The organism is Streptomyces sp. NBC_00576 (assembly GCF_036345175.1).
Classification (GTDB): Bacteria; Actinomycetota; Actinomycetes; order Streptomycetales; family Streptomycetaceae; genus Streptomyces.
In genome coordinates this window covers 3,986,283-4,007,846 of sequence record NZ_CP107780.1, presented here as the reverse complement: position 1 = coordinate 4,007,846, position 21,564 = coordinate 3,986,283, and the positions used below count along the sequence as shown (strand labels likewise).

19 protein-coding genes are annotated in these 21,564 nt (G+C 69.2%); 13 read left to right on the top strand and 6 right to left on the bottom strand.

All coding sequences use genetic code 11. The features are described 5' to 3' along the window. The first annotated feature begins 73 nt into the window (after positions 1–73). The 3 genes from OG734_RS16905 (at position 74) to OG734_RS16895 (ending at position 3,180) form a co-directional block, all read left to right on the top strand. On the top strand, positions 74–1,159 hold the full coding sequence (locus OG734_RS16905; RefSeq protein ID WP_330288329.1) for an LCP family protein: 1,086 nt from the start codon (positions 74–76) through the stop codon (positions 1,157–1,159). A gap of 142 nt (positions 1,160–1,301) precedes the next feature. Further along, complete coding sequence (locus OG734_RS16900) at positions 1,302–1,658, top strand: YciI family protein (protein ID WP_330288328.1); 357 nt, start codon at positions 1,302–1,304, stop codon at positions 1,656–1,658. Positions 1,659–1,899: 241 nt separating this feature from the next. After that, positions 1,900–3,180, top strand: a complete 1,281-nt coding sequence (locus tag OG734_RS16895) for an RNA polymerase sigma factor (protein ID WP_330288327.1) — start codon at positions 1,900–1,902, stop codon at positions 3,178–3,180. A gap of 68 nt (positions 3,181–3,248) precedes the next feature. On the opposite strand, the gene OG734_RS16890 is transcribed toward OG734_RS16895, so the two are convergent. Then, positions 3,249–4,457, bottom strand: coding sequence for a class I SAM-dependent methyltransferase (locus OG734_RS16890; RefSeq protein WP_330288326.1), 1,209 nt, complete (start codon positions 4,455–4,457; stop codon positions 3,249–3,251). Positions 4,458–4,547: 90 nt separating this feature from the next. On the opposite strand from OG734_RS16890, the gene OG734_RS16885 reads away from it, so the two are divergent. The 4 genes from OG734_RS16885 to groL all read left to right on the top strand — a co-directional run bounded on the left by OG734_RS16885 (position 4,548) and on the right by groL (position 8,635). Next, entirely contained in the window at positions 4,548–5,477 is a 930-nt protein-coding gene (locus tag OG734_RS16885; protein ID WP_330288325.1) for a polysaccharide deacetylase family protein, read from the top strand. After that, complete coding sequence (locus OG734_RS16880) at positions 5,474–6,256, top strand: polysaccharide deacetylase family protein (RefSeq protein ID WP_330288324.1); 783 nt, start codon at positions 5,474–5,476, stop codon at positions 6,254–6,256. The genes OG734_RS16885 and OG734_RS16880 overlap by 4 nt, the downstream gene beginning before the upstream one ends. Before the next feature lie 323 nt (positions 6,257–6,579). Beyond that, a complete protein-coding gene (gene groES, locus OG734_RS16875) occupies positions 6,580–6,888 on the top strand; it encodes a co-chaperone GroES (protein ID WP_006377800.1) in 309 nt (102 codons plus the stop codon). 121 nt (positions 6,889–7,009) lie between these two features. Beyond that, positions 7,010–8,635, top strand: coding sequence for a chaperonin GroEL (gene groL, locus OG734_RS16870; RefSeq protein WP_330288323.1), 1,626 nt, complete (start codon positions 7,010–7,012; stop codon positions 8,633–8,635). 130 nt (positions 8,636–8,765) lie between these two features. On the opposite strand, the gene OG734_RS16865 is transcribed toward groL, so the two are convergent. The 3 genes from OG734_RS16865 to OG734_RS16855 all read right to left on the bottom strand — a co-directional run bounded on the left by OG734_RS16865 (position 8,766) and on the right by OG734_RS16855 (position 11,123). Next, the gene (locus OG734_RS16865) at positions 8,766–9,473 is read right to left on the bottom strand and encodes an ester cyclase (RefSeq protein ID WP_330288322.1); all 708 of its coding nucleotides are present in this window, start codon (positions 9,471–9,473) and stop codon (positions 8,766–8,768) included. A gap of 92 nt (positions 9,474–9,565) precedes the next feature. Further along, entirely contained in the window at positions 9,566–10,339 is a 774-nt protein-coding gene (locus tag OG734_RS16860; RefSeq protein WP_330288321.1) for an SDR family NAD(P)-dependent oxidoreductase, read from the bottom strand. 121 nt (positions 10,340–10,460) lie between these two features. Then, positions 10,461–11,123 carry an MOSC domain-containing protein gene (locus OG734_RS16855; RefSeq protein WP_330293689.1) on the bottom strand — a complete coding sequence of 221 codons (663 nt, stop codon included), beginning with the start codon at positions 11,121–11,123 and terminating at the stop codon, positions 10,461–10,463. Positions 11,124–11,254: 131 nt separating this feature from the next. Between OG734_RS16855 and OG734_RS16850 the strand changes: the two genes are divergently transcribed. Next, the gene (locus OG734_RS16850; protein WP_330288320.1) at positions 11,255–12,154 is read left to right on the top strand and encodes a LysR family transcriptional regulator; all 900 of its coding nucleotides are present in this window, start codon (positions 11,255–11,257) and stop codon (positions 12,152–12,154) included. Positions 12,155–12,185: 31 nt separating this feature from the next. Here the strand turns inward: OG734_RS16850 and OG734_RS16845 are convergent, their stop codons facing one another. Beyond that, a complete protein-coding gene (locus OG734_RS16845) occupies positions 12,186–12,518 on the bottom strand; it encodes a WhiB family transcriptional regulator (RefSeq protein ID WP_330288319.1) in 333 nt (110 codons plus the stop codon). 403 nt (positions 12,519–12,921) lie between these two features. Between OG734_RS16845 and OG734_RS16840 the strand changes: the two genes are divergently transcribed. The 4 genes from OG734_RS16840 to OG734_RS16825 all read left to right on the top strand — a co-directional run bounded on the left by OG734_RS16840 (position 12,922) and on the right by OG734_RS16825 (position 17,305). Beyond that, complete coding sequence (locus OG734_RS16840; RefSeq protein WP_003948568.1) at positions 12,922–13,533, top strand: response regulator transcription factor; 612 nt, start codon at positions 12,922–12,924, stop codon at positions 13,531–13,533. 256 nt (positions 13,534–13,789) lie between these two features. Beyond that, complete coding sequence (locus tag OG734_RS16835) at positions 13,790–14,377, top strand: sigma-70 family RNA polymerase sigma factor (RefSeq protein WP_053741094.1); 588 nt, start codon at positions 13,790–13,792, stop codon at positions 14,375–14,377. 184 nt (positions 14,378–14,561) lie between these two features. Next, entirely contained in the window at positions 14,562–16,064 is a 1,503-nt protein-coding gene (gene guaB, locus OG734_RS16830) for an IMP dehydrogenase (protein WP_330288318.1), read from the top strand. Between the two features lie 116 nt (positions 16,065–16,180). Further along, positions 16,181–17,305, top strand: coding sequence for a GuaB3 family IMP dehydrogenase-related protein (locus tag OG734_RS16825; protein ID WP_330288317.1), 1,125 nt, complete (start codon positions 16,181–16,183; stop codon positions 17,303–17,305). 752 nt (positions 17,306–18,057) lie between these two features. Here OG734_RS16825 and OG734_RS16820 read toward each other — a convergent pair. Beyond that, positions 18,058–19,266, bottom strand: a complete 1,209-nt coding sequence (locus OG734_RS16820) for a nucleotide sugar dehydrogenase (RefSeq protein ID WP_330288316.1) — start codon at positions 19,264–19,266, stop codon at positions 18,058–18,060. Between the two features lie 296 nt (positions 19,267–19,562). Here OG734_RS16820 and OG734_RS16815 point away from each other — a divergent pair, with 296 nt between their 5' ends. Next, positions 19,563–21,269 (top strand): glycerol-3-phosphate dehydrogenase/oxidase, encoded by a 1,707-nt coding sequence (locus OG734_RS16815; protein WP_330288315.1) that lies wholly within the window; start codon positions 19,563–19,565, stop codon positions 21,267–21,269. The last annotated feature ends 295 nt before the right edge of the window (positions 21,270–21,564 follow it).

The following is a 21,564-nucleotide window of genomic DNA, read 5'->3' as shown; positions in this document are numbered from 1 at the left end:
GAAGTCTGAGATTTTCCGAAGAATGCCGGGCATGCGCCCCCGCTCGTAATATTTCGGACGTACGTTCCTCTGTGTGGTGGGAGATGAGGAACAGACGTCGGACGACGACGGGGGCGCGGAAAGACAGGTAGGCCGGCAGGTGGGCCGACGGTCGTCACGCTGGTTGAAGGCCGTCGGGTTCACGCTCGCAGGCACCCTGGTGCTCGCCGCCGTGGGCGCGGGCTATGCCTACTGGCACCTGAACCACAACATCAAGAGCGTCGACATCGACAGCGCGCTCGGCGACAACCGCCCGGCGAAGACGCAGCCGCTGCCCTCGGCGGGCGCGTCCGCCTCGGCGTCCCCGTTGCCGAGCGAGGCGCTGAACATCCTGGTCCTGGGGTCGGACTCGCGCAGCGGCAAGCGGAACCAGGCACTCGGCGGCGGCAGCAGCGAGGGCGCGCGGTCCGACACCGCGATGGTCGTCCACCTGGACGCGGGCCGCACGAAGGCGACGATCGTGAGCATCCCGCGCGACACGCTGGTCACGCGCCCCTCCTGCCCGCTGTCGGACGGGGGTTCGACGAAAGAGGCGTCCGGCGTCATGTTCAACACGGCGTACTCGGTCGGCGGCCCGGTCTGCGCGGTCAAGACGGTGGAGTCGATGACGAACGTCCGCATGGACCACTACCTGGAGATCGACTTCGCCGGCTTCGCGGACCTGGTGGACGCGCTCGGCGGCGTAACCGTCACCACGGACGAGGACATCCACGACGACGACAGCCACCTCGACCTGACGGCGGGCGAACACCACCTCGACGGCACCAAGGCCCTCGCCCTCGCCCGCACCCGGCACGGCATCGGCGACGGCAGCGACCTGGGCCGAATAGGCCTCCAGCAGAAACTGGTCAGGGCCCTCCTCCAGCAGATCTCCTCGACGAACCTGCTGACCAGCCCGGCCAAGCTCTACAAGGTCGCCGACGTGGCCACGGCCAGCCTGACCACGGACACCGGCCTGAACTCGCTCAGCAAGCTGATGAGCCTGGGCCAGAGTGTGCAGGGCCTGTCGGCGGACGAGCTGACGACGGTCACGATGCCGGTGGTGACGGCGGCGTCCGACGCCAACCGGGTGGTCGCCCAGCAGCCGGAGGCGGCGGAGTTGTGGGCGTCCTTGCGCTGATGGAAAGCATCTGACCTGCGGAAACGCCCTCGGGGAAAACTTCCCGAAGAAATTTCCGCGGCCGTGTCGATCCGGGCCCTCCCCGTTCGACGCACAGGTGAGAGCCCGGAAAGGAACCGGGCCCCGCCCAAGGAGGAACCTCATGCCCCGCTATCTCTCCCTCGTACAGATCGACGAAGCCACCGTCCCCGCCGAGGGCCCCAGCCCTGAGCTGATGCAGCGCATGGGCGAGCTGATCGAGGAGATCACCAAGGCCGGGGTGATGCTCGACACCGCCGGCCTGACCCCCACCGCGCAGGGCACCCGCGTGCACTGGCAGGACGGCAATATCTCGGTCACCGACGGCCCCTTCACCGAGTCCAAGGAGGTCGTCGGCGGCTACGCGATCATGCAGTGCAAGGACAAGGCCGAGGCCCTGGAGTGGACCAAGCGCTTCCTGAAGGTCCACGAGGAGCACTGGACGGTGACCTGCGAGGTACGGGAGATCGCGGAGGGCTGAGCGAACCGTTCCTGGGGACTGAGCGGGAGTTGAGTCCGTTCAGCCGCGCGCCCCGAACGGTCTTGGGTGACGGGGAGGCCCTGAACCATCCTCTGGTGGAGCAGGGGCCCGCACGCTGACGCCGTACCTGGTGTCCCAGATCGCACCATCACGTTAGCCCGACCTCTCGTTACTTCCTACGCTCTCGGTTTCCTTTCGGCTTCCTTGGCCGATCGCCGCAGACGGTGTCTGATGGTGGGCTGTGACCCAGCAGCCCACCTCCGACACCGCGACCGAACAAACCGTCGAGACCGTCTTCCGCCTGGAATCCCCCCGCATCATCGCGGCCGTCACCCGCACCGTCCGGGACATAGGCATCGCCGAGGAACTGGCCCAGGACGCCCTGGTCGCCGCCCTCGAACAGTGGCCCCGAGACGGCGTCCCCGACAACCCGGGCGCCTGGCTCATGGCCACCGCCAAGCACCGTGCCATCGACCTGATCCGCCGCCGCGAGACGTACGCCCGCAAGCTGGCGGAGATCGGCCGAACCCTGGAGACGACCGCCCCGCCGGTCGAGCCGTCCGCCCCCGACGACATCGACGACGACCTGCTCCGCCTCGTCTTCACCGCCTGTCACCCGGTGCTGTCCGCCGAGGCCCGCATCGCCCTCACCCTCCGCCTCCTCGGCGGCCTCACCACCCCCGAGATCGCCCGCGCCTTCCTCGTCCCCGAGGCGACGATCGCCCAGCGCATCGTCCGAGCCAAACGAACCCTCGCGACGAAGAACGTCGCCTTCGAGGTCCCGTACGGCCCACAGCGCGAGGCCCGTCTCGGCTCGGTCCTGGAGGTCATCTACCTGATCTTCAACGAGGGGTACGCCGCCACAGCCGGCGACGACTGGCTGCGCCCCGCCCTCTGCGAGGACGCCCTGCGGCTGGCCCGCGTGCTGTCGGGCCTGATGCCCAAGGAACCCGAAGTGCACGCGCTGACGGCCCTGTTGGAGCTCCAGGCGTCCCGTTCCGCTGCCCGCACCGGCCCATCGGGCGAGCCGGTACTCCTCAAGGACCAGAACCGCTCCCGCTGGAACCGCATGCTGATCGCCCGCGGCTTCACGGCCCTGGCCCGAGCAGAAGCCGCCGGTGCCACCACAACCACATCAGGCCCGGGCCCGTACGCCCTCCAGGCCACCATCGCCGCCTGCCACGCCCACGCCCACTCCTACGACGCCACTGACTGGCCCCGCATCGCCGCGCTGTACACGGCCCTCGCCGCCCGATCCCCGTCCCCCGTAGTGGAGTTGAACCGAGCGGTGGCCGTCTCGATGTCCGATGGCCCGGCCCCCGCCCTCCGCATCATCGACGCCCTCGCCACCGAACCGTCCCTACGCGACTACCACTTGCTCCCCAGCGTCCGAGCCGACCTGCTCCAACGCCTGGGCCGCACAAAGGAGGCAAGAACCGAATTCCTACGAGCAGCAGAACTAACCCAGAACGAACGCGAACGGCACTTGCTACGCATGAGAGCGAAGGAGTGCGCCCCGTAGAGGCGCGGGGCTGTATCGATCTGCGGCTCCGCCGCGGGGCGCGACAAGCCCCCACCGGGCCCGCGCCTTCAGATCTGCCCAACCCGCGGAGCGCTCCGCACCGGATGCCCCACAAGCATCGCCGGCGCCCCCGCCACCCGAGTCAGAAAAACCGTCGCCGAGTTGGGCCCCCGAGGCTTCACCATCTTCCGGAGCTCCTCGGGCTCGACCGCCGACCCCCGCTTCTTCACGGTCAGCACCCCGACCCCCCGCTCCCGCAGCAGAGCCTTCAACTTCTTTACCCCGAACGGCAGTTGATCGGTGATCTCGTAAGCGGAGGCATACGCCGTAGCCCGCAGCTCATCCGCCGTCACATAGGCGATCGTCTCGTCGACGAGCCCCCCGCCGACCTCCTCGGCCACCTCCGCCACCAGATGCGCCCGGATGACGGCACCGTCGGGCTCGTACAAGTACCGCCCCACCGCACGCACTTGAGGATCCGGCAGCCCCCGCCCGACCAGAACACGCGGCCCCGGCAGCAGAGTTGCCCGCACCATCCCGGGCTCGGTCCCGAACCACAGCACCGCTTCCTTCACATCCCCGCCGTCCGAGATCCACTCGGCCCCGGCGTCGGCGGGAATCGCCTCGTGCGGCACACCGGGAGCGATCTTCAGCGCGGCCAGCGGAGCCTTCCGCGCCGCCTCCACGGCCCACGACAACGGCGGTGAGTACGCCTCGGGATCGAAGATCCTCCCGCGCCCGCCCCGCCGCGCGGGATCGACGAACACCGCGCCGTACGCCGTCGTGTCGACGTCGGTGACGTCGGCCTCCCGTACCTCCACCAGATCCCCGATCCCCAGCGCCTCGACGTTCGCGCGGGCGACGGCGGCTGTGAGCGGATCCCGGTCCACGGCGAGGACACGGATGCCCGCCCGGGCGAGCGCGAGGGCATCGCCCCCGATCCCGCAGCACAGGTCAGCGACGGAGGTCACGCCCAACTCCCTGAACCGCCCCGCCCGGTACGCGGCCACACTCGCCCGAGTCGACTGCTCGACCCCGTTGGGCGTGAAGAACATCCGCCCGGCGTCCCCGGCACCGAACTTCGCCACCGCCCGCTGCCGCAACCGCTCCTGTCCGAGCGCTGCCGAGACCAGTTCGGCGGGATGCTCGCGGCGCAGCCGGGTGGCGACGGCCAGTTCACGGGCCGGCTCGGTGCCGCGCACCTCGTCGAGGAGGGCGCGGCCCTGAGGGGTGAGCAGGGCGGCGAAAGCGGAGAGGGCGGCGGCGAGGTCGTTCACCAGGTCATTGTGAGCCAGACGGTGGACGGCGTGCTTGTGGCGCCGGTGTCGGACCGTCCGCACGGCAGGGCCCTGGGAAGATCCGACACCATGCGGACTGTAGGACAAAATGACAGTAAATGGGCCTCGGTCGGGCTGTGTGCCGGGACGGCCGCACTGGCCCTCGCAGTCGGCTGTGCCGCCGCAGGCGCCCCGAAACCGGTCCGCCCGGCCCCCGCCCCCGCCGGGCGCCAGCAGCAGTTCCACGCACCCGCGGCCCGCGCCCTCGACGCGTACGCCCAGCAACTGCGCCGTTCCTACGCGACCCGCGCGGCCGCGGCCAAGCGCTGGGGCCTGACTTCGCCCCCGCTGATCGCACCCCAGCCCCCCGCCCGCAAACCGCAGCTCACCACCCGCAAGGGCTTCGAGGTGGACGACCACGAGGAACGCGGCCTGCCGCCCGTCTTCACCACGATCCCCACCCGCCACAAAGTCGTCTTCCTCACGATCGACGACGGCGCCGAGAAGGACCCGGCGTTCCTGCGCATGACGAGCGAACTGAAGATCCCGTACACCGCCTTCCTCAGCGACTACCTGGTCAAGGAGGACTACGGCTACTTCAGGAAGATGCGCGACCTGGGCGTCGTACTCAACAACCACACCCTCCACCACCGTTACCTGCCCGCCCTCTCCTACGAGCGCCAGAAGGCCGAGATCTGCGGCATGCAGGACGTGATCAGGAAGCGGTACGGCACCCGCCCCGCCCTCTTCCGCCCGCCCTACGGCAACTACGACGAGGACACCTTGCGCGCGGCCAAGTCATGCGGTGTGAAGTACGTCCCGCTGTGGAACGAGGAGGTCTTCGCGGACCACTGGGACTACCGCGAGCCGGACCGGGACATCCACCCGGGTGACATCGTCCTCAGTCATTTCCGGGGCAAGGGCGACGGAAAGGGCACGATGCCCGACATGATCCGCCGTTTCATGAAACTCGTCACCGTCAAGGGATACGCGGTGGCCCGCCTGGAGGACTACCTGTGACCGCGCGCCCCCTGGCCGCCGCCGCACTGGCCGCCGCACTCCTCGCGGCAACGCTGACCGGCTGCGCCCAGTCCGTGGACCCCATCGAACGCCTCGGCAGAAAGGCGGCCCACGCGGCCCGGCAGGCGGCCCGTACGCACTCCCCGGCCGGCGACCCACACGCGTACCGCCGCTGGGGCCTGCCGTCTCCCCTGCGCCCGGCCCCGCCCCCGTCCCAGCGCCCCCGCCTCCGCACGGCGGGCCCCGGCCTTCCCCCGGTCGTCGACCACATCCCGACCCACGACAAGGTCGTCTTCCTCACCTACGACGACGGCGCCGAACGCGACCCCCGGTTCGTCGACCTGGTCCGCGAACTGCGCCTCCCGGTCAGCATGTTCCTCACGGACAGCGTCGTGGGCCCGGGCTACGCCCACTTCGCCCGCCTGCGTGAGGTCGGCGCGAACGTCCAGAACCACACCCTGGACCACCAGTCCCTGCGAGGCCTGCCGTACGCAGGCCAGCGCGCCGAGATCTGCGGCCAGCAGGACAAACTCCGCGAACGCTTCGGCCTCCGCCCCCGCCTCTTCCGCCCGCCCTACGGCACCTACGACCCGACCACTCTGAGGGCGGCCGCGGACTGCGGAGTCTCGGCGGTGGTGCTGTGGACCGAGGGGGAGAAGCCGCTCCGGGCGGGCGACATCGTCCCCGTGGAACTTCCGCTGGTCGAACGGACGGTGAGCCTGCTCAGGCAGGTTCAGGAGCAGGGGCTGAGGGTGGGCCGGCTGGAGGACTACCTCTGACATGTCCAGCCCGTCCGGCGTTTGAGGACGAGCGCGTTCAGCGCGACACGGGGGTCTGGGGCAGAGCCCTCAGGGACCGGCGATCACACCAACCCACGGCCACTCATCTGGACCCACGATCACTGGAAACCCCCGCGAAACCGCCGACGGCATTGGCACTCCGCTTGACCGAGTGCTAATCGCAGTCATAGTCTCAGGTCTGGCACTCCCCCCTGGAGAGTGCCAATAGCGACGGGCAGGTCCGGCACCCGCGACGACGGATCCACCTGGTCGCCACCTCAGACAGTTAACCCCGTGAGATCTCCGAAGGGGGAGGTCGGATCGTGACGACCACCAGCTCCAAGGTTGCCATCAAGCCGCTCGAGGACCGCATTGTGGTCCAGCCGCTCGAAGCCGAGCAGACCACGGCCTCTGGCCTGGTCATCCCGGACACTGCCAAGGAGAAGCCCCAGGAGGGCGTCGTCCTGGCCGTGGGCCCGGGTCGCTTCGAGAACGGCGAGCGCCTGCCGCTCGACGTGAAGACCGGCGACATCGTGCTGTACAGCAAGTACGGCGGCACCGAGGTGAAGTACAACGGCGAGGAGTACCTCGTCCTCTCGGCTCGCGACGTGCTCGCGATCGTCGAGAAGTAATTCACTCGGCATTACCAGCATTGCAGTGAACTGCGCCCCTGGCCCCCGCGACTCTCAACAAGCCGGGTGCTGGGGGCGCGGTTCGTTCTCCCAAGAATTCCGAGAGGGCTGAACCGCTCCTATGGCGAAGATCCTGAAGTTCGACGAGGACGCCCGTCGCGCCCTTGAGCGCGGCGTCAACAAGCTTGCCGACACGGTCAAGGTGACGATCGGCCCCAAGGGCCGCAACGTCGTCATCGACAAGAAGTTCGGCGCTCCCACCATCACCAACGACGGCGTCACCATCGCCCGCGAGGTCGAGCTCGACGACCCGTACGAGAACCTCGGCGCCCAGCTGGTGAAGGAGGTGGCGACCAAGACCAACGACATCGCGGGTGACGGTACGACCACCGCCACCGTGCTGGCCCAGGCGCTCGTCCGCGAGGGCCTGAAGAACGTCGCCGCCGGCGCCTCCCCGGCCGCCCTGAAGAAGGGCATCGACGCGGCGGTCAAGGCTGTGTCCGAGGAACTCCTCGCGACCGCCCGCCCGATCGAGGAGAAGTCCGACATCGCCGCCGTGGCCGCGCTCTCCGCGCAGGACACGCAGGTCGGCGAGCTCATCGCCGAGGCGATGGACAAGGTCGGCAAGGACGGTGTCATCACCGTCGAGGAGTCCAACACCTTCGGCCTGGAGCTCGACTTCACCGAGGGCATGGCCTTCGACAAGGGCTACCTGTCCCCGTACATGGTGTCCGACCAGGAGCGTATGGAGGCCGTCCTCGACGACCCGTACATCCTGATCCACCAGGGCAAGATCGCCTCCATCCAGGACCTGCTGCCGCTGCTGGAGAAGGTCATCCAGACCAACTCCTCCAAGCCGCTGCTGATCATCGCCGAGGACGTCGAGGGCGAAGCCCTGTCGACCCTGGTCGTGAACAAGATCCGCGGCACCTTCAACGCGGTCGCGGTCAAGGCCCCCGGCTTCGGCGACCGCCGCAAGGCGATGCTCGGCGACATGGCCGCGCTCACCGGCGCCGAGGTCATCGCCGAGGAGGTCGGCCTCAAGCTCGACCAGGTCGGCCTCGACGTGCTCGGCACCGCCCGCCGCGTCACCATCTCGAAGGACGACACGGTCATCGTCGACGGCGGTGGCGACACCGGCGCCGTAGCCGGCCGCGTCAACCAGATCAAGGCCGAGATCGAGAACACGGACTCCGACTGGGACCGCGAGAAGCTCCAGGAGCGCCTCGCGAAGCTGGCCGGCGGCGTGTGCGTGATCAAGGTCGGCGCCGCCACCGAGGTGGAGCTGAAGGAGAAGAAGCACCGTCTCGAGGACGCCATCTCCGCGACCCGCGCCGCGGTCGAGGAGGGCATCGTCTCCGGTGGTGGCTCCGCGCTCGTCCACGCCGTGAAGATCCTCGAGGGCAACCTCGGCAAGACCGGCGACGAGGCGACGGGTGTCGCGGTCGTCCGCAAGGCCGCCGTCGAGCCGCTGCGCTGGATCGCCGAGAACGCCGGCCTGGAGGGTTACGTCATCACCTCCAAGGTCGCCGAGCTCGACAAGGGCCAGGGCTTCAACGCCGCCACCGGCGAGTACGGCGACCTGGTCAAGCAGGGCGTCATCGACCCGGTCAAGGTCACCCGCTCCGCCCTGGAGAACGCTGCCTCGATCGCCTCCCTCCTCCTCACGACCGAGACTCTGGTCGTCGAGAAGAAGGAAGAGGAAGAGCCGGCCGGCGGTGGCCACGGCCACGGCCACTCCCACTGAGCCAACAGCTCACGCAGCACGAAGAAACCCCCCGTTCCTGGCTGGAACGGGGGGTTTCTCCCTTCGCGGGCGGTCAACTGATCCCCGATACGCCCCCCGAACGTCCCTTCTGCCCCACCCCTCCACCGCTCTACTGCTCCAACGAGTCCAGCGCCCCGAGCTGCCCCATCAGCCCCAGCCGGTCGTACTGCCACCAGCCCTCGACGATCTTCCCGTCCGTGTCGAACCGGTGGATGGTCATGCCGGTCATCGAGGCTTGCTTGCCGCTGTTGGGAATGCCGAGGAACTCGCCCCGCTGGGTCCCGTTCCACGTCCAGCGGGTGCAGACCCGGTCGCCCTGGGCGATCTGGTCGTGAACGGTGAACGCGAAGTCGAAGCCCGCGCGCCACATCTCGATCTCGCGCCGGGCCGCGTCCAGCCCGATGAGATCCTGTTCGTTGGACGGATCGTGGTCGTGGAAACTCTCCACGAACAGGTCGTTGAGCGGGGGCAGTTCACCCCGGGTGGCGATCACCTCGAAGAACCGTCGCGAGGAGTCCGCGCACAACTGTTCGTCCCGCACCACGTCCAGATCCGTGAACGTCGGCATCCCGTCGCACAGGGCGACCATCTCCCGGAAGATCCTGTCGGTCTCCGGAAGGTTCGAGTTCCGCATCGCCTCCTCGTACGACGGGAACTCCACGATCTCGACGAAGTGCGACGAATCCGAGAGATCCTTGCCGATCATCGTGTGCGTCGCGGACCGCTTCCCCTTGGTCTGCTCGACCCAGGTGTCCATCAGCCGGTTCATCTCGTCGAACCGACTGGTCTTGCAATCAATCAGCTGTACGAACGTCATGGCGCCGCCTCCGGCCCCCCTGGGTCCGGTACCTCTCTCCATACTCCCACCGGAGCCGCGGCACCACCTCTTCCGCACAGCCCGTAAATGTGTCACTGAGGCCCGTACTTCCGCCCTGTCTTCGACGAGATCCCGCCCAGCAGCGCCCTGGGCGTCACCTTCACCACGCCCATCAGTGCCTTGTAGCGCGGGTCCGGAATCGACAGCGACTTGCCCCGGGCCAGATCGGCGAGCGCCGCCGCGACCAGCTTGTCCGCGTCCAGCCACATCCAGTTCGGAATGTTGTCCGTCCCCATCCCGGCCCGCTCATGGAACTCCGTGCGCACGAACCCGGGAGCCAGCGCCATCAGCCGCACCCCGCTCCCCGCCAGATCCTTCGCCGCCCCCTGCGTGAACTGCACGACCCACGCCTTCGACGCCCCGTATGTACCGCGCGGCACGAAGGCGGCGACGGACGCCACATTGACGACACCCCCGCGCCCCCGCTCCCGCATGGCCTCGGCCGCCGCACTGGTCAGCCGCAGCACCGCCTCGCAGTGCACCTTGAGCATCCTCAGCTCGTCCGCCATCGACACGTCGAGATAGCGGCCCTTGTTGCCGAAGCCGGCGTTGTTGACCAGCAGGTCGACGGGGTTCTTGCGGTCGCCGAGGCGAGTGGCCACCGCCTCGATGCCGGCGTCCGTCGCGAGGTCGGCGCTCAGCACCTCCGCCTCGATGCCGTGCCGGTCGTGCAGTTCGGTCGCCTGCTCGCCGAGCCGCTTGGCGTCGCGCGCCACCAGGACGAGGTTGTGGCCGTCGGCGGCCAGCCGCCGCGCGAACGCGGCGCCGATTCCCGCGGTCGATCCCGTAATCAAAGCCGTTGTCATGGCGCAAGATTAGTGACCCAGGCTGTGCCCGTCCGCCCCCTGCACGCTCCCTCCCGATCGTGAAGTCCCCGCTCGGAGCACAGACGTAAGCCCTCGTCAGCAGCTGTGCCCTTCCCGTGTGTCAGCCGTACTTCTTCACATACGCGCGAACCGCCGTCGCCGCCTCCGAATGCAGCGCCGCACCGGCTGTGAGCAGCTGTGGCATCAGTGTCCGGTCGGTCGTCAGAGCCCGGAAGTACAGGGCGACCGTCACATCGTGTTCCGGTCGGTGCACGATGTCGACCGGGTCGCCCGCCCGTATCTCACCCGGCTCGATCACCCGCAGATAGGCACCCGGCGCACCCCGCTGCGTGAACCGCTTCACCCACCTTTTCTCACCCAGATGGCCCTGGAAGGTCATACAGGGGATACGTCCGCTGGTGACCTCGAGGATCACTTCGGACCCGATCCGCCAGCGCTCGCCGATCAGCGCGCCGGACACGTCCAGCCCCCGCGTGGTGACGTTCTCGCCGAACATCCCGTCGCGGAGCGGGCGGCCCAGCTCGCGCTCCCATTCGTCGAGATCCTCGCGCGCGACCGCGTACACCGCCTGTTCGTCGCCGCCGTGGTGCTCCTTCGAGCACACCGCGTCCCCGGCCAGACCGCTGCCGCCCATCCCCTTGGGCCCGGGCGCCGACACCCGCACCGGCCCGTCCACCGGTTGTTTGTCGATGGCGGTGCCCTGCGGATGATCCGTGTACGGCACGGACTGCGCACGACCCACGTTCACGGACAACACCCTCATCACGACACTCGCCCCCGTACTCGTTCGCCACGTCACCGCATCGATGACCACGACCACACGCTAAGTCACTCCTGCCCAAAGTGTCGACGCAATATTCGCCATCACACCCAAGATTCACTTATGATCGAAAAATGATCGAAGCCCGTCATCTCCGCGTCCTGCGCGCCGTGGCCTCCACCGGCTCCTTCTCGGCGGCGGGCCGCGAACTGGGCTGCACCCAGCCCGCTGTGAGCCAGCAGATGAAGGCGCTGGAAGCCTCCGTCGGCACCCCGCTGCTCATCCGCAGCGGACGAGAGATGCGCCTGACCCAGGCAGGCGAGGCGCTGGTGCGGCATGCGGCGAGCATCCTCTCGGGCCTCACGGCGGCGGAGGAGGAGGTCGCCGCCATCGCCGGCCTGCGAGCCGGGCGGGTCAGGCTGGTGTCCTTCCCCAGTGGCAGTTCCACCCTTGTCCCGACGGCTCTCGCCGCCCTGCGCGCCGCCCACCCCGGCACCCGGGTCTCCCTGCAGGAGGCCGAGCCCCCGCACTCCGTCGAACTGCTGCGCGAGGGCGACTGTGACGTGGCCCTGGCCTTCCGGTACGAGGGCGCGGCGGGCGCCGGTGAGTGGGACGACCTGGTGGTCCGCCCCCTCCTCACCGACCGGCTCGTGGGCCTCGTGCCCGAAGGGCACCGGCTGTCCCGCGCGGAGTCGGTCGCCCTCGGTGAACTCGCCGCCGAACCGTGGATCGCCGGCTGCCCGCGCTGCCGCGGCCAGCTGGTCGAGGCCTGCGAGAGCGCGGGCTTCACCCCCCGCATCGACTTCGCGACCGACGACTACCCTGCGGTGGTCGGCCTGGTGGGCGCGGGCCTGGGCGTCGCAGTCCTGCCGCAGCTCGCCATCGAGTCCGTACGACCACGAGGCGCGCGCACGGTGACGCTGGAACCGGCGGTCCGGCGGGAGATCGTCGCGCTGACGCTGCCCGACTTGGCGCAGGTGCCGGCGGTGGCGGCGACGCTGGATCAGTTGGCGCGGGCGGCGACGCGAACCTGAGGCGGGCCCCCGCCCCGGAAGAAACGTTCCTTCAGTTGTTCGAACCGAGGGCTTCGCCGGCCGACGCAGACGCCGACACCAGCCGGTTGCGGGCCCGCCCCATCAGTTCTTCGCGTTCGTCCTCGGTCAGTCCGCCCCACACGCCGTAGGGCTCACGCACCGCCAGCGCGTGCGCCGCGCACTGCGCGCGGACCGGGCATCTCATGCAGACCTCCTTGGCCGAGTTCTCGCGAGCGCTCCGTGCCGCACCGCGCTCTCCCTCCGGGTGGAAGAAGAGCGAGCTGTCGACCCCACGGCAGGCCGCGAGGAGCTGCCAGTCCCAGAGGTCCGCGTTCGGACCGGGAAGGCGGGAGAAATCTGCCATTGCATGTCCCCTTGTTGCCGTTCTGGGCTGAGGTGGTGCCCCCGACCGTACAACTACGATCTAAGGAGATGAAAATATGACTCATTGCGAATCTAGCCTCAGACACCAATAAATGGGAAGAAAAACGGCTAAATGGGGCATAGGTTGTGGTGAAACGTTGAGGGTCTGTTGTGCATGTCTGCACCGTGTGCGCGCCCTCACGTAGAGTGCCGAAGACGACACACAGCCCCGTAACTCTTTCGAGTGACCGTCGTTGAGAGTGCGGAGGCGGTTGGAGGAACAAGCGCTCGGACGGGCGGCAGTACCCACTGCCGGGAAATTCGGTCGAGCGTCAACCGCACAGGTGACGATTAGTACCAGCCTGGAGGCTCAAGGTGACGCGCATCAGCTGCGGAGGGCGGCCATGACATCCGTCCTCGTCTGCGACGACTCCCCGCTTGCCCGAGAGGCGCTCCGCCGCGCGGTCGCGACCGTGCCCGGTGTCGAGCGCGTGACCACGGCGGCCAACGGCGAGGAAGTCCTCCGCCGCTGGGGTGCCGACCGTTCGGACCTGATTCTGATGGACGTACGCATGCCCGGTCTGGGCGGCGTCGAGACGGTCCGGCGGCTGCTGTCCGCCGACCCCGGAGCGCGCATCATCATGCTCACCGTCGCCGAGGACCTGGACGGCGTGGCGCTCGCCGTCGCCGCCGGTGCCCGCGGCTATCTGCACAAGGACGCCTCGCGCGCCGAACTGCGGGCCACGGTGACGCAGGCGCTGGCCGACCCGACCTGGCGGCTCGCGCCGCGCCGGCTGCGTTCGGCCGAGATGGGCGCTGCGCCCACGCTCACCGCACGCGAGATCCAGGTCCTGGAAGGCATGAGCCACGGCCGGTCGAACGCGGAGATCGGACGCGAACTGTTCCTCTCCGAGGACACGGTGAAAACGCACGCCAGGCGCCTGTTCAAGAAGCTCGGTGCCTCGGACCGCGCGCACGCGGTGGCGCTCGGTTTCCGGTGGGGTCTGGTTCGTTAGGTGGACCTCAGCGGGGGTAAAGAAGTCCCCGCCTACCGCAAGGTGGGCGGGGGTCGCAAAACGGCCCGCCGGGTGCCCGCTGCTCGTTTCGCCGCGGATGCCGCATCCTTGAGGTGTGGAGTTCCTCGGGGACGAGTCGGTCGAGCGGAAGGGGAGGGCGCAGGAGATGAGTTCCGGCGCACCTGCTCATAACGCTTCGGTGCACAACAACGGACGCGGTGCCACGGAGAGAGCGGCGCCAAGGCACCATGGTCCGATGCGTGACGACGAGGCGGCTTATGCCCATGGGGTGATTGGTGCGCTCGTCCACCGCGCCGTCGACGGGGACGAGCAGGCGACGCACGACCTGCTCGCCCATGTCCACCCTCTCGCCCTGCGCTACTGCCGCACCCGGCTGTCCCGACTGCCGGGCGACGCGAGGCACTTCGTGGAGGACCTGGCGCAGGAGGTCTGCGTCGCCGTCCTCCTCGCCCTGCCGCGCTACCGCGACACCGGACGCCCGTTCGAGGCGTTCGTCTTCGCGATCGCCGCGCACAAGGTCGCCGACCTCCAGCGCGCCGCGATGCGCCACCCGGGTTCCACCGCGGTTCCCTCGGACGAGATGCCGGAACGCCCCGACGACTCCCTGGGTCCCGAGGAAAGGGCTCTCCTCAGCAGCGACGCCGAATGGGCCAAGAAACTCATGGCCAACCTCCCCGAGAACCAGCGCGAACTGCTCCTGCTGCGCATCGCGGTGGGTCTCACGGCGGAGGAGACGGGCCAGATGTTGGGAATGTCACCCGGGGCGGTGCGCGTGGCCCAGCATCGCGCGTTGAGCCGGCTACGGGCGCTGGCGGAGCAGTAAAGGCCGCAGCGATGGCCCCTTGTCCCGGTCTCCGGGTGAACGGTCGGGGTGCCGACTCCGTACGAATAGTCGATTCCGTACGAACGTACGAAGCCCCCGGGCACCTCGCACTGTGGAATTCGGGACCCGTGCTTCCCGTTAGCATGGACATCCGCACCGATCAAGGCCATTTGGGGAAGGTGTCATGACTGCCAACGTCGACGGAGTGCCCGCCAAGTTCGCGACACTCGGGCTGACCTACGACGACGTGCTGCTGCTGCCGGGCGCATCCGAAGTGCTGCCCAACGCGGTCGACACCTCGTCCCGCATCTCCCGCAACGTCCGTGTCAACATCCCGCTGCTCTCCGCGGCGATGGACAAGGTGACCGAGTCGCGCATGGCGATCGCCATGGCCCGGCAGGGCGGCGTGGGCGTGCTGCACCGCAACCTCTCCATCGAGGACCAGGTCAACCAGGTCGACCTCGTGAAGCGCTCCGAATCCGGCATGGTCACCGACCCGATCACCGTGAACCCGGACGCGACGCTGGCCGAGGCCGACGCGCTGTGTGCCAAGTTCCGCATCAGCGGTGTCCCCGTGACGGACGGCAACGGCAAGCTGCTCGGCATCGTCACCAACCGCGACATGGCCTTCGAGACCGACCGCTCACGTCAGGTCCGCGAGGTCATGACACCGATGCCGCTGGTCACCGGCAAGGTCGGCACCTCCGGCACCGAGGCCATGGAGCTGCTGCGCCGCCACAAGATCGAGAAGCTTCCCCTGGTCGACGACTCCGGTCTCCTCAAGGGCCTGATCACGGTCAAGGACTTCGTGAAGGCCGAGAAGTACCCGGGTGCCGCCAAGGACTCCGAGGGTCGGCTGCTGGTCGGCGCGGCCGTCGGCGCCAGCCCCGAGGCGCTGGAGCGCGCCCAGGCGCTCGCCGAGGCGGGCGTGGACTTCCTGGTCGTCGACACCTCGCACGGGCACAACAGCAACGCCCTGAGCTGGATGTCGAAGATCAAGTCGAGCGTCCACGTCGACGTGATCGGCGGCAATGTGGCCACGCGTGACGGTGCCCAGGCCCTGATCGACGCGGGCGTCGACGGCATCAAGGTGGGCGTCGGACCCGGCTCCATCTGCACCACCCGCGTGGTCGCCGGCATCGGCGTACCGCAGGTAACGGCCATCTATGAGGCTGCCCTCGCGGCCCGTGTCGCCGGTATCCCCGTGATCGGCGACGGTGGCCTGCAGTACTCCGGCGACATCGGCAAGGCGCTCGCCGCAGGTGCCGACTCCGTGATGCTGGGCAGCCTGCTTGCGGGCTGCGAGGAGTCCCCGGGCGAGCTGCAGTTCATCAACGGCAAGCAGTTCAAGTCGTACCGCGGTATGGGTTCGCTGGGCGCCATGCAGTCGCGCGGCCAGGCGAAGTCGTACTCGAAGGACCGCTACTTCCAGGCCGACGTCGGCTCCGACGACAAGCTCGTCCCCGAGGGCATCGAGGGCCAGGTGCCCTACCGCGGTCCGCTGGCCAACGTGCTGCACCAGCTCGTCGGCGGTCTGCGCCAGACGATGGGGTACGTCGGTGCGGCCACCGTCGGTGAGATGGAGACCAAGGGACGCTTCGTCCGCATCACCTCGGCGGGCCTCAAGGAGAGCCACCCGCACGACATCCAGATGACGGTCGAGGCGCCCAACTACAGCCGCAAGTAGGCGCAAGCGGTAACCGGACGTGCGAGAGGCGGTCCCGGAGGTACTCCGGGACCGCCTTCGTCGTACCCGTCGGGGATACTGGGAGGCGCAGAACCAAGGATGGAAAGGCCACACACGTGACTGAGATCGAGATCGGGCGCGGCAAGCGCGGCCGTAGGGCGTACGCCTTCGACGACATCGCCGTCGTCCCGAGCCGTCGTACGCGCGACCCGAAGGAGGTCTCGATCGCCTGGCAGATCGACGCCTACCGCTTCGAGCTGCCCTTCCTGGCGGCCCCCATGGACTCGGTCGTCTCCCCGGCCACCGCGATCCGCATCGGCGAGCTGGGCGGCCTCGGCGTCCTGAACCTCGAAGGCCTCTGGACGCGGTACGAGGACCCGCAGCCGCTGCTCGACGAGATCGCCGAGCTGGACGCGGACACCGCGACCCGCCGACTCCAGGAGATCTACGCGGCTCCCATCAAGGAGGAACTGATCGGCGCGCGCATCAAGGAGGTGCGCGACTCGGGCGTGGTCACCGCAGCCGCGCTCTCCCCGCAGCGCACGGCCCAGTTCTCCAAGGCCGTCGTCGACGCGGGCGTGGACATCTTCGTCATCCGCGGTACGACGGTCTCCGCGGAGCACGTCTCCGGTGCCGCCGAACCGCTGAACCTGAAGCAGTTCATCTACGAGCTGGACGTCCCGGTGATCGTCGGCGGCTGCGCCACGTACACGGCGGCCCTGCACCTGATGCGCACCGGCGCGGCCGGCGTGCTCGTCGGCTTCGGCGGCGGCGCCGCGCACACCACGCGCAACGTGCTGGGCATCCGCGTCCCGATGGCCACCTCGGTAGCCGATGTGGCCGCCGCCCGCCGCGACTACATGGACGAGTCCGGCGGCCGGTATGTGCACGTGATCGCGGACGGCGGTGTCGGCTGGTCCGGCGACCTCCCCAAGGCGATCGCCTGCGGCGCCGACGCCGTGATGATGGGCTCCCCGCTGGCCCGTGCCACGGACGCACCCGGCAAGGGCCACCACTGGGGCATGGAGGCCGTCAACGAGGAGCTGCCGCGCGGCAAGAAGGTCGACCTCGGCACGGTCGGCACGGTGGAGGAGGTCCTCATGGGCCCCTCGCACATTCCGGACGGGTCGATGAACTTCTTCGGCGCCCTGCGCCGCGCCATGGCCACCACCGGCTACAGCGACCTCAAGGAGTTCCAGCGTGTCGAGGTGACGGTGGCGGACTCGACGCACATGCGATGAGCTGAGATGACGCTGCGCTCGGCTTGGGCGGCGTCAGCGGCTTGGGCGGTCTGAAACGACGAAGGGGCCCGGTTACCCGTGGGGGTGGCCGGGCCCCTTCGCGTGCCCAAGCGGACCTGGTGGGGCGCGTTTTCGGTGAGGGGGCGCACGGTTGCTTTCGAGGCGAATGCGGGCCGGTCAAGGGTGGCGAGGCCGCTGGCGTGTGTCTCGGCGCCCCAGTTTCTCTGGAGCGCCCCCTTCCAGGGACATGGTTCCGGACCCCCGCCCGTCGGGGCCCGGCCCGAATTCCAGCCAGCCGCCTACCGGGTCTATGGGCGGTGTCGCGGAAGGGGGCGCCCATGGGTCGCCACCGCAAGCCCACCCGCTGGGACCGGATCCGTCTTCGGGCGGTCAAGTTCCGAAGGAGGTGCCTCTTGTGGACATACGGAAAGTGAGCGGCCACCCCCAGGAGAACTAGGGGTGGACACTCCGTTCACTTTTCAGGAGCCCCCGCAGTTCCCGCTGCGGTGGGCTCCACCTTTTTGTACGGTACCGGATGCGCCGACGGGCGGCCCGATGCCGGAGGCGGGGCATCCTGTGGACGTACGGATGGTGAGCGGCCGCCCCTAAGAGAGATAGGGGTGGACCCCCGTAACCCGTTCAGGAGCCTGCCGCAGCTAGACCCTGCGGCGGCCTCCACTTCGTACGCTACCGACGCAAGTGCACCCCACGCCACCGGCCCCGGAGGCGTAGCCATCTGCACGCGCCCCTGTTCACAACCGATGCGCCGCCCCCGTAGGCGTGGCCCCCCGTGTGTCCAAAAGCAGCTGCGCCTTCACCGACAGCCCCTGGAGGTCGTACGTGCGGTGCTGCTGGAGGAGGATCGTCAGGTCGGCGTCGGCCGCCGCCTCGTAGAGGGAGTCCGCGCGCGGGAGGGGGCGGTCCAGGACGCTCCACGACGGGACGTGAGGGTCGTGGTAGCTGACGGAGGCGCCCAGTTCCATCAGGCGGATCGCGATCTCCTGGGCGGGGGAGCCCTGTTGGTCGGCGAGGTCGGGCTTGTAGGTGACGCCCAGGAGGAGGACGCGGGCGCCGCGGGCCGATTTGCCGTGCTCGTTGAGGAGCGTGGCCGCGCGCTGGATGACGTACTGGGGCATGTGGTTGTTGACCTGCTGGGCGAGTTCCACCATGCGCAGGGTGCGGCCGGTGTGGCCGTGCAGGTCCTGGGGGGCGGCGTGGCCGCCGACGCCCGGGCCGGGGCGGAAGGCCTGGAAGCCGAACGGCTTGGTCTCCGCGCAGCGGATGACGTCCCACAGGTCGACGCCCAGGTCGTGGCAGAGGACGGCCATCTCGTTGACGAGGGCGATGTTGACGTGCCGGAAGTTGGTCTCCAGGAGCTGCACGGTTTCCGCTTCCCGAGGTCCACGCGCGCGTACGACCTTGTCGGTGAGCCGGCTGTAGAAGGCGGCGGCCGACTCGGTGCAGGCGGGGGTGAGGCCACCGATGACCTTGGGGGTGTTGGCGGGCGTGAAGTCGCGGTTGCCGGGGTCGACGCGGCTGGGGGAGTAGGCGAGGTGGAAGTCGCGGCCCGCCTGTAGTCCGGAGCCCTCTTCGAGGAGGGGGCGCAGGAACTCCTCCGTGGTGCCGGGGTGTACGGGCGACTCCAGGATCACCGTGGTGTGCGGGCGCAGACGGGCGGCCAGGGTACGAGCGGCAGCCTCCACCTGGCTGAGGTCCAGGGTTCCGTCGGCGCCGCGCGAGGTGGGCGCGCAGATGACGGCGGTGCGTACGCGGCCGAGTTCGGCGGGGCCGGCGGCCGTCCGGAAGCCCCCGGAGAGCATCCGGCGCAGTTCGGCGGCGGTGAGGGAACCGGCCTCGGGGCCGGTCTTGTAGCCGAGGGTGGGGATGCCGGCGGCGACGGCGGCCTGGGCCAGTGGCAGGCCGAGATGTCCGAGTCCGATGACGGCGAGGTCTGCGGGCATGCGTGGGCCGTCCTTCCCAATAGCCGAAGCGGGACAGGTGCGCAAACCCTGTGGACTGGACGGGCGAGCGCAATGTCAGACTAGGAGTAAATATGACCGATATGCGGGATTGGGTGGGCGAGTTTCCGCCGGTGTTTCTGTGCGGGTTGTCCACAGGCTGAGGGCGGGTGGTGGCCGAAGTCGGGCAACCCGGTCAGAATTCGGGCAGGGGGACAGGGCAGGCGCAGACGTACGGCGGAACCACAGTCGGCTGGTCGTACGGACGCGGCGGGCGCGACCGAGAGCGGGAGGCAGCGATGAGGACAGCGGCACTGGGACCGGCGCAGCGCGCCGAGTCACTGGCAGCAATGGCCGAGCGTGAGCTGGACGTGCTGGTTGTGGGCGCCGGCGTGGTCGGTGCGGGCACGGCGCTCGACTCCGTGACCCGCGGCCTGTCCACGGGGCTGGTGGAGGCCCGTGACTGGGCATCGGGCACGTCGAGCAGGTCCAGCAAGCTCATCCACGGGGGCCTGCGCTATCTGGAAATGCTCGACTTCGCCCTCGTGCGGGAGGCGTTGAAGGAACGCGGGCTGTTGCTGGAGCGGCTCGCTCCGCACCTGGTGAAGCCGGTGGCGTTCCTGTATCCGCTTCAGCACCAGGGCTGGGAGCGGCTGTACGCCGGGGCGGGTGTCGCGCTCTACGACGCGATGTCGATGGCCCGCGGGCACGGGCGGGGCCTGCCGGCGCACCGTCACCTGAGCCGCCGTCACGCTCTGCGCGTCGCGCCCGCCTTGAAGAAGGACGCGCTGGTCGGAGCGTTGCAGTACTACGACGCGCAGATGGACGACGCCCGCTATGTGGCCACCCTGGTGCGCACGGCAGCGGCGTACGGCGCGCAGGTCGCCAACCGCGCGCGGGTGACCGGTTTTCTGCGTGAGGGGGAGCGCGTTGTCGGTGCGCGAGTCGAGGATGTCGAGGGCGGCGGGGAGTACGAGATCCGCGCCCGGCAGATCGTCAACGCCACCGGGGTGTGGACCGACGACACCCAGGGGATGGTCGGCGAGCGCGGGCAGTTCCACGTCCGGGCGTCCAAGGGTATCCATCTGGTTGTGCCCAAGGACCGGATCCACTCGACGACCGGGCTGATCCTGCGCACCGAGAAGTCCGTGTTGTTCGTGATCCCGTGGGGCCGGCACTGGATCGTCGGGACGACGGACACCGACTGGGACCTGGACAAGGCCCACCCGGCCGCGTCCAGCGCCGATATCGACTATCTGCTGGAGCATGTGAACTCGGTGCTCGCGGTGCCGCTGACCAGGGACGACGTCCAGGGCGTGTACGCGGGTCTGCGGCCCCTGCTCGCCGGTGAGTCGGATGCCACCAGCAAGCTCTCGCGCGAGCACACCGTGGCGCATCCGGTGCCGGGGCTCGTGGTCGTGGCGGGCGGCAAGTACACGACGTACCGGGTGATGGCGAAGGACGCGGTCGACGCGGCGGTGCACGGGCTCGACCAGCGGGTCGCCGAGTGCGTGACGGAGGACGTGCCGCTGCTGGGCGCCGAGGGATACCGCGCACTGTGGAACGCCCGGGCGCGGACGGCCGCGCGCACCGGACTCCATGTGGTGCGCGTGGAACACCTGCTGAACCGGTACGGCTCGCTGGCGCAGGAGGTCCTCGACCTGATCGCCGCGGACTCCTCCCTCGGCGAGCCGCTGCAGGCGGCGGACGACTATCTGCGGGCGGAGGTCGTGTACGCGGCCTCGCACGAGGGCGCGCGGCATCTGGACGATGTACTGACGCGGCGGACCCGGATCTCGATCGAGACGTTCGACCGGGGAACGCGCAGTTCCCGTGAGGCGGCGGAACTGATGGCGCCCGTCCTCGGCTGGGACAAGGATCAGATCGAGCGCGAGGTCGAGCACTACGACAAGCGGGTGGAGGCGGAACGCGAGTCGCAGCGGCAGCCCGACGACCTGACGGCGGACGCGGCGAGGCTGGGCGCGCCGGACATCGTGCCGCTCTGACAGCTCCGGAACTTACGACTCGAAACGGTTCGAAGGCCCGGTTTTGAACTTCCGGCGGCTTCCAGCGCGTTCCCCTCGAATTCCTGAACGTCACTCGAACGGGTGTCGTGAGCTGGGATCTTTGCTCGGCACCTGTCCGTTCTACGGGGTGCCGGGGCAGAACTGAGCGGCGAGCGGAGCCGGTTCGAGGGCCGGGTCCGCGCTCGGGTCCGTGTTCATTCGGGAGGGGGGAAGGCAGTGAGAGCAGGTCGGACGGCAGAAGGCGTGCTTCGCGCGGGCTCCCTTCCCACAGGCC

Coding starts and splice junctions, on each gene's coding strand:
- OG734_RS16900 (WP_330288328.1), top strand. CDS start 1,302: ATGCCCCGCTATCTCTCCCTCGTACAGATCGACGAAGCCACCGTCCCC.
- OG734_RS16885 (WP_330288325.1), top strand. CDS start 4,548: ATGCGGACTGTAGGACAAAATGACAGTAAATGGGCCTCGGTCGGGCTG.
- groL (WP_330288323.1), top strand. CDS start 7,010: ATGGCGAAGATCCTGAAGTTCGACGAGGACGCCCGTCGCGCCCTTGAG.
- OG734_RS16865 (WP_330288322.1), bottom strand. CDS start 9,473: ATGACGTTCGTACAGCTGATTGATTGCAAGACCAGTCGGTTCGACGAG.
- OG734_RS16860 (WP_330288321.1), bottom strand. CDS start 10,339: ATGACAACGGCTTTGATTACGGGATCGACCGCGGGAATCGGCGCCGCG.
- OG734_RS16855 (WP_330293689.1), bottom strand. CDS start 11,123: ATGAGGGTGTTGTCCGTGAACGTGGGTCGTGCGCAGTCCGTGCCGTAC.
- OG734_RS16850 (WP_330288320.1), top strand. CDS start 11,255: ATGATCGAAGCCCGTCATCTCCGCGTCCTGCGCGCCGTGGCCTCCACC.
- OG734_RS16845 (WP_330288319.1), bottom strand. CDS start 12,518: ATGGCAGATTTCTCCCGCCTTCCCGGTCCGAACGCGGACCTCTGGGAC.
- OG734_RS16840 (WP_003948568.1), top strand. CDS start 12,922: ATGACATCCGTCCTCGTCTGCGACGACTCCCCGCTTGCCCGAGAGGCG.
- OG734_RS16835 (WP_053741094.1), top strand. CDS start 13,790: ATGCGTGACGACGAGGCGGCTTATGCCCATGGGGTGATTGGTGCGCTC.
- guaB (WP_330288318.1), top strand. CDS start 14,562: ATGACTGCCAACGTCGACGGAGTGCCCGCCAAGTTCGCGACACTCGGG.
- OG734_RS16820 (WP_330288316.1), bottom strand. CDS start 19,266: ATGCCCGCAGACCTCGCCGTCATCGGACTCGGACATCTCGGCCTGCCA.
- OG734_RS16815 (WP_330288315.1), top strand. CDS start 19,563: ATGAGGACAGCGGCACTGGGACCGGCGCAGCGCGCCGAGTCACTGGCA.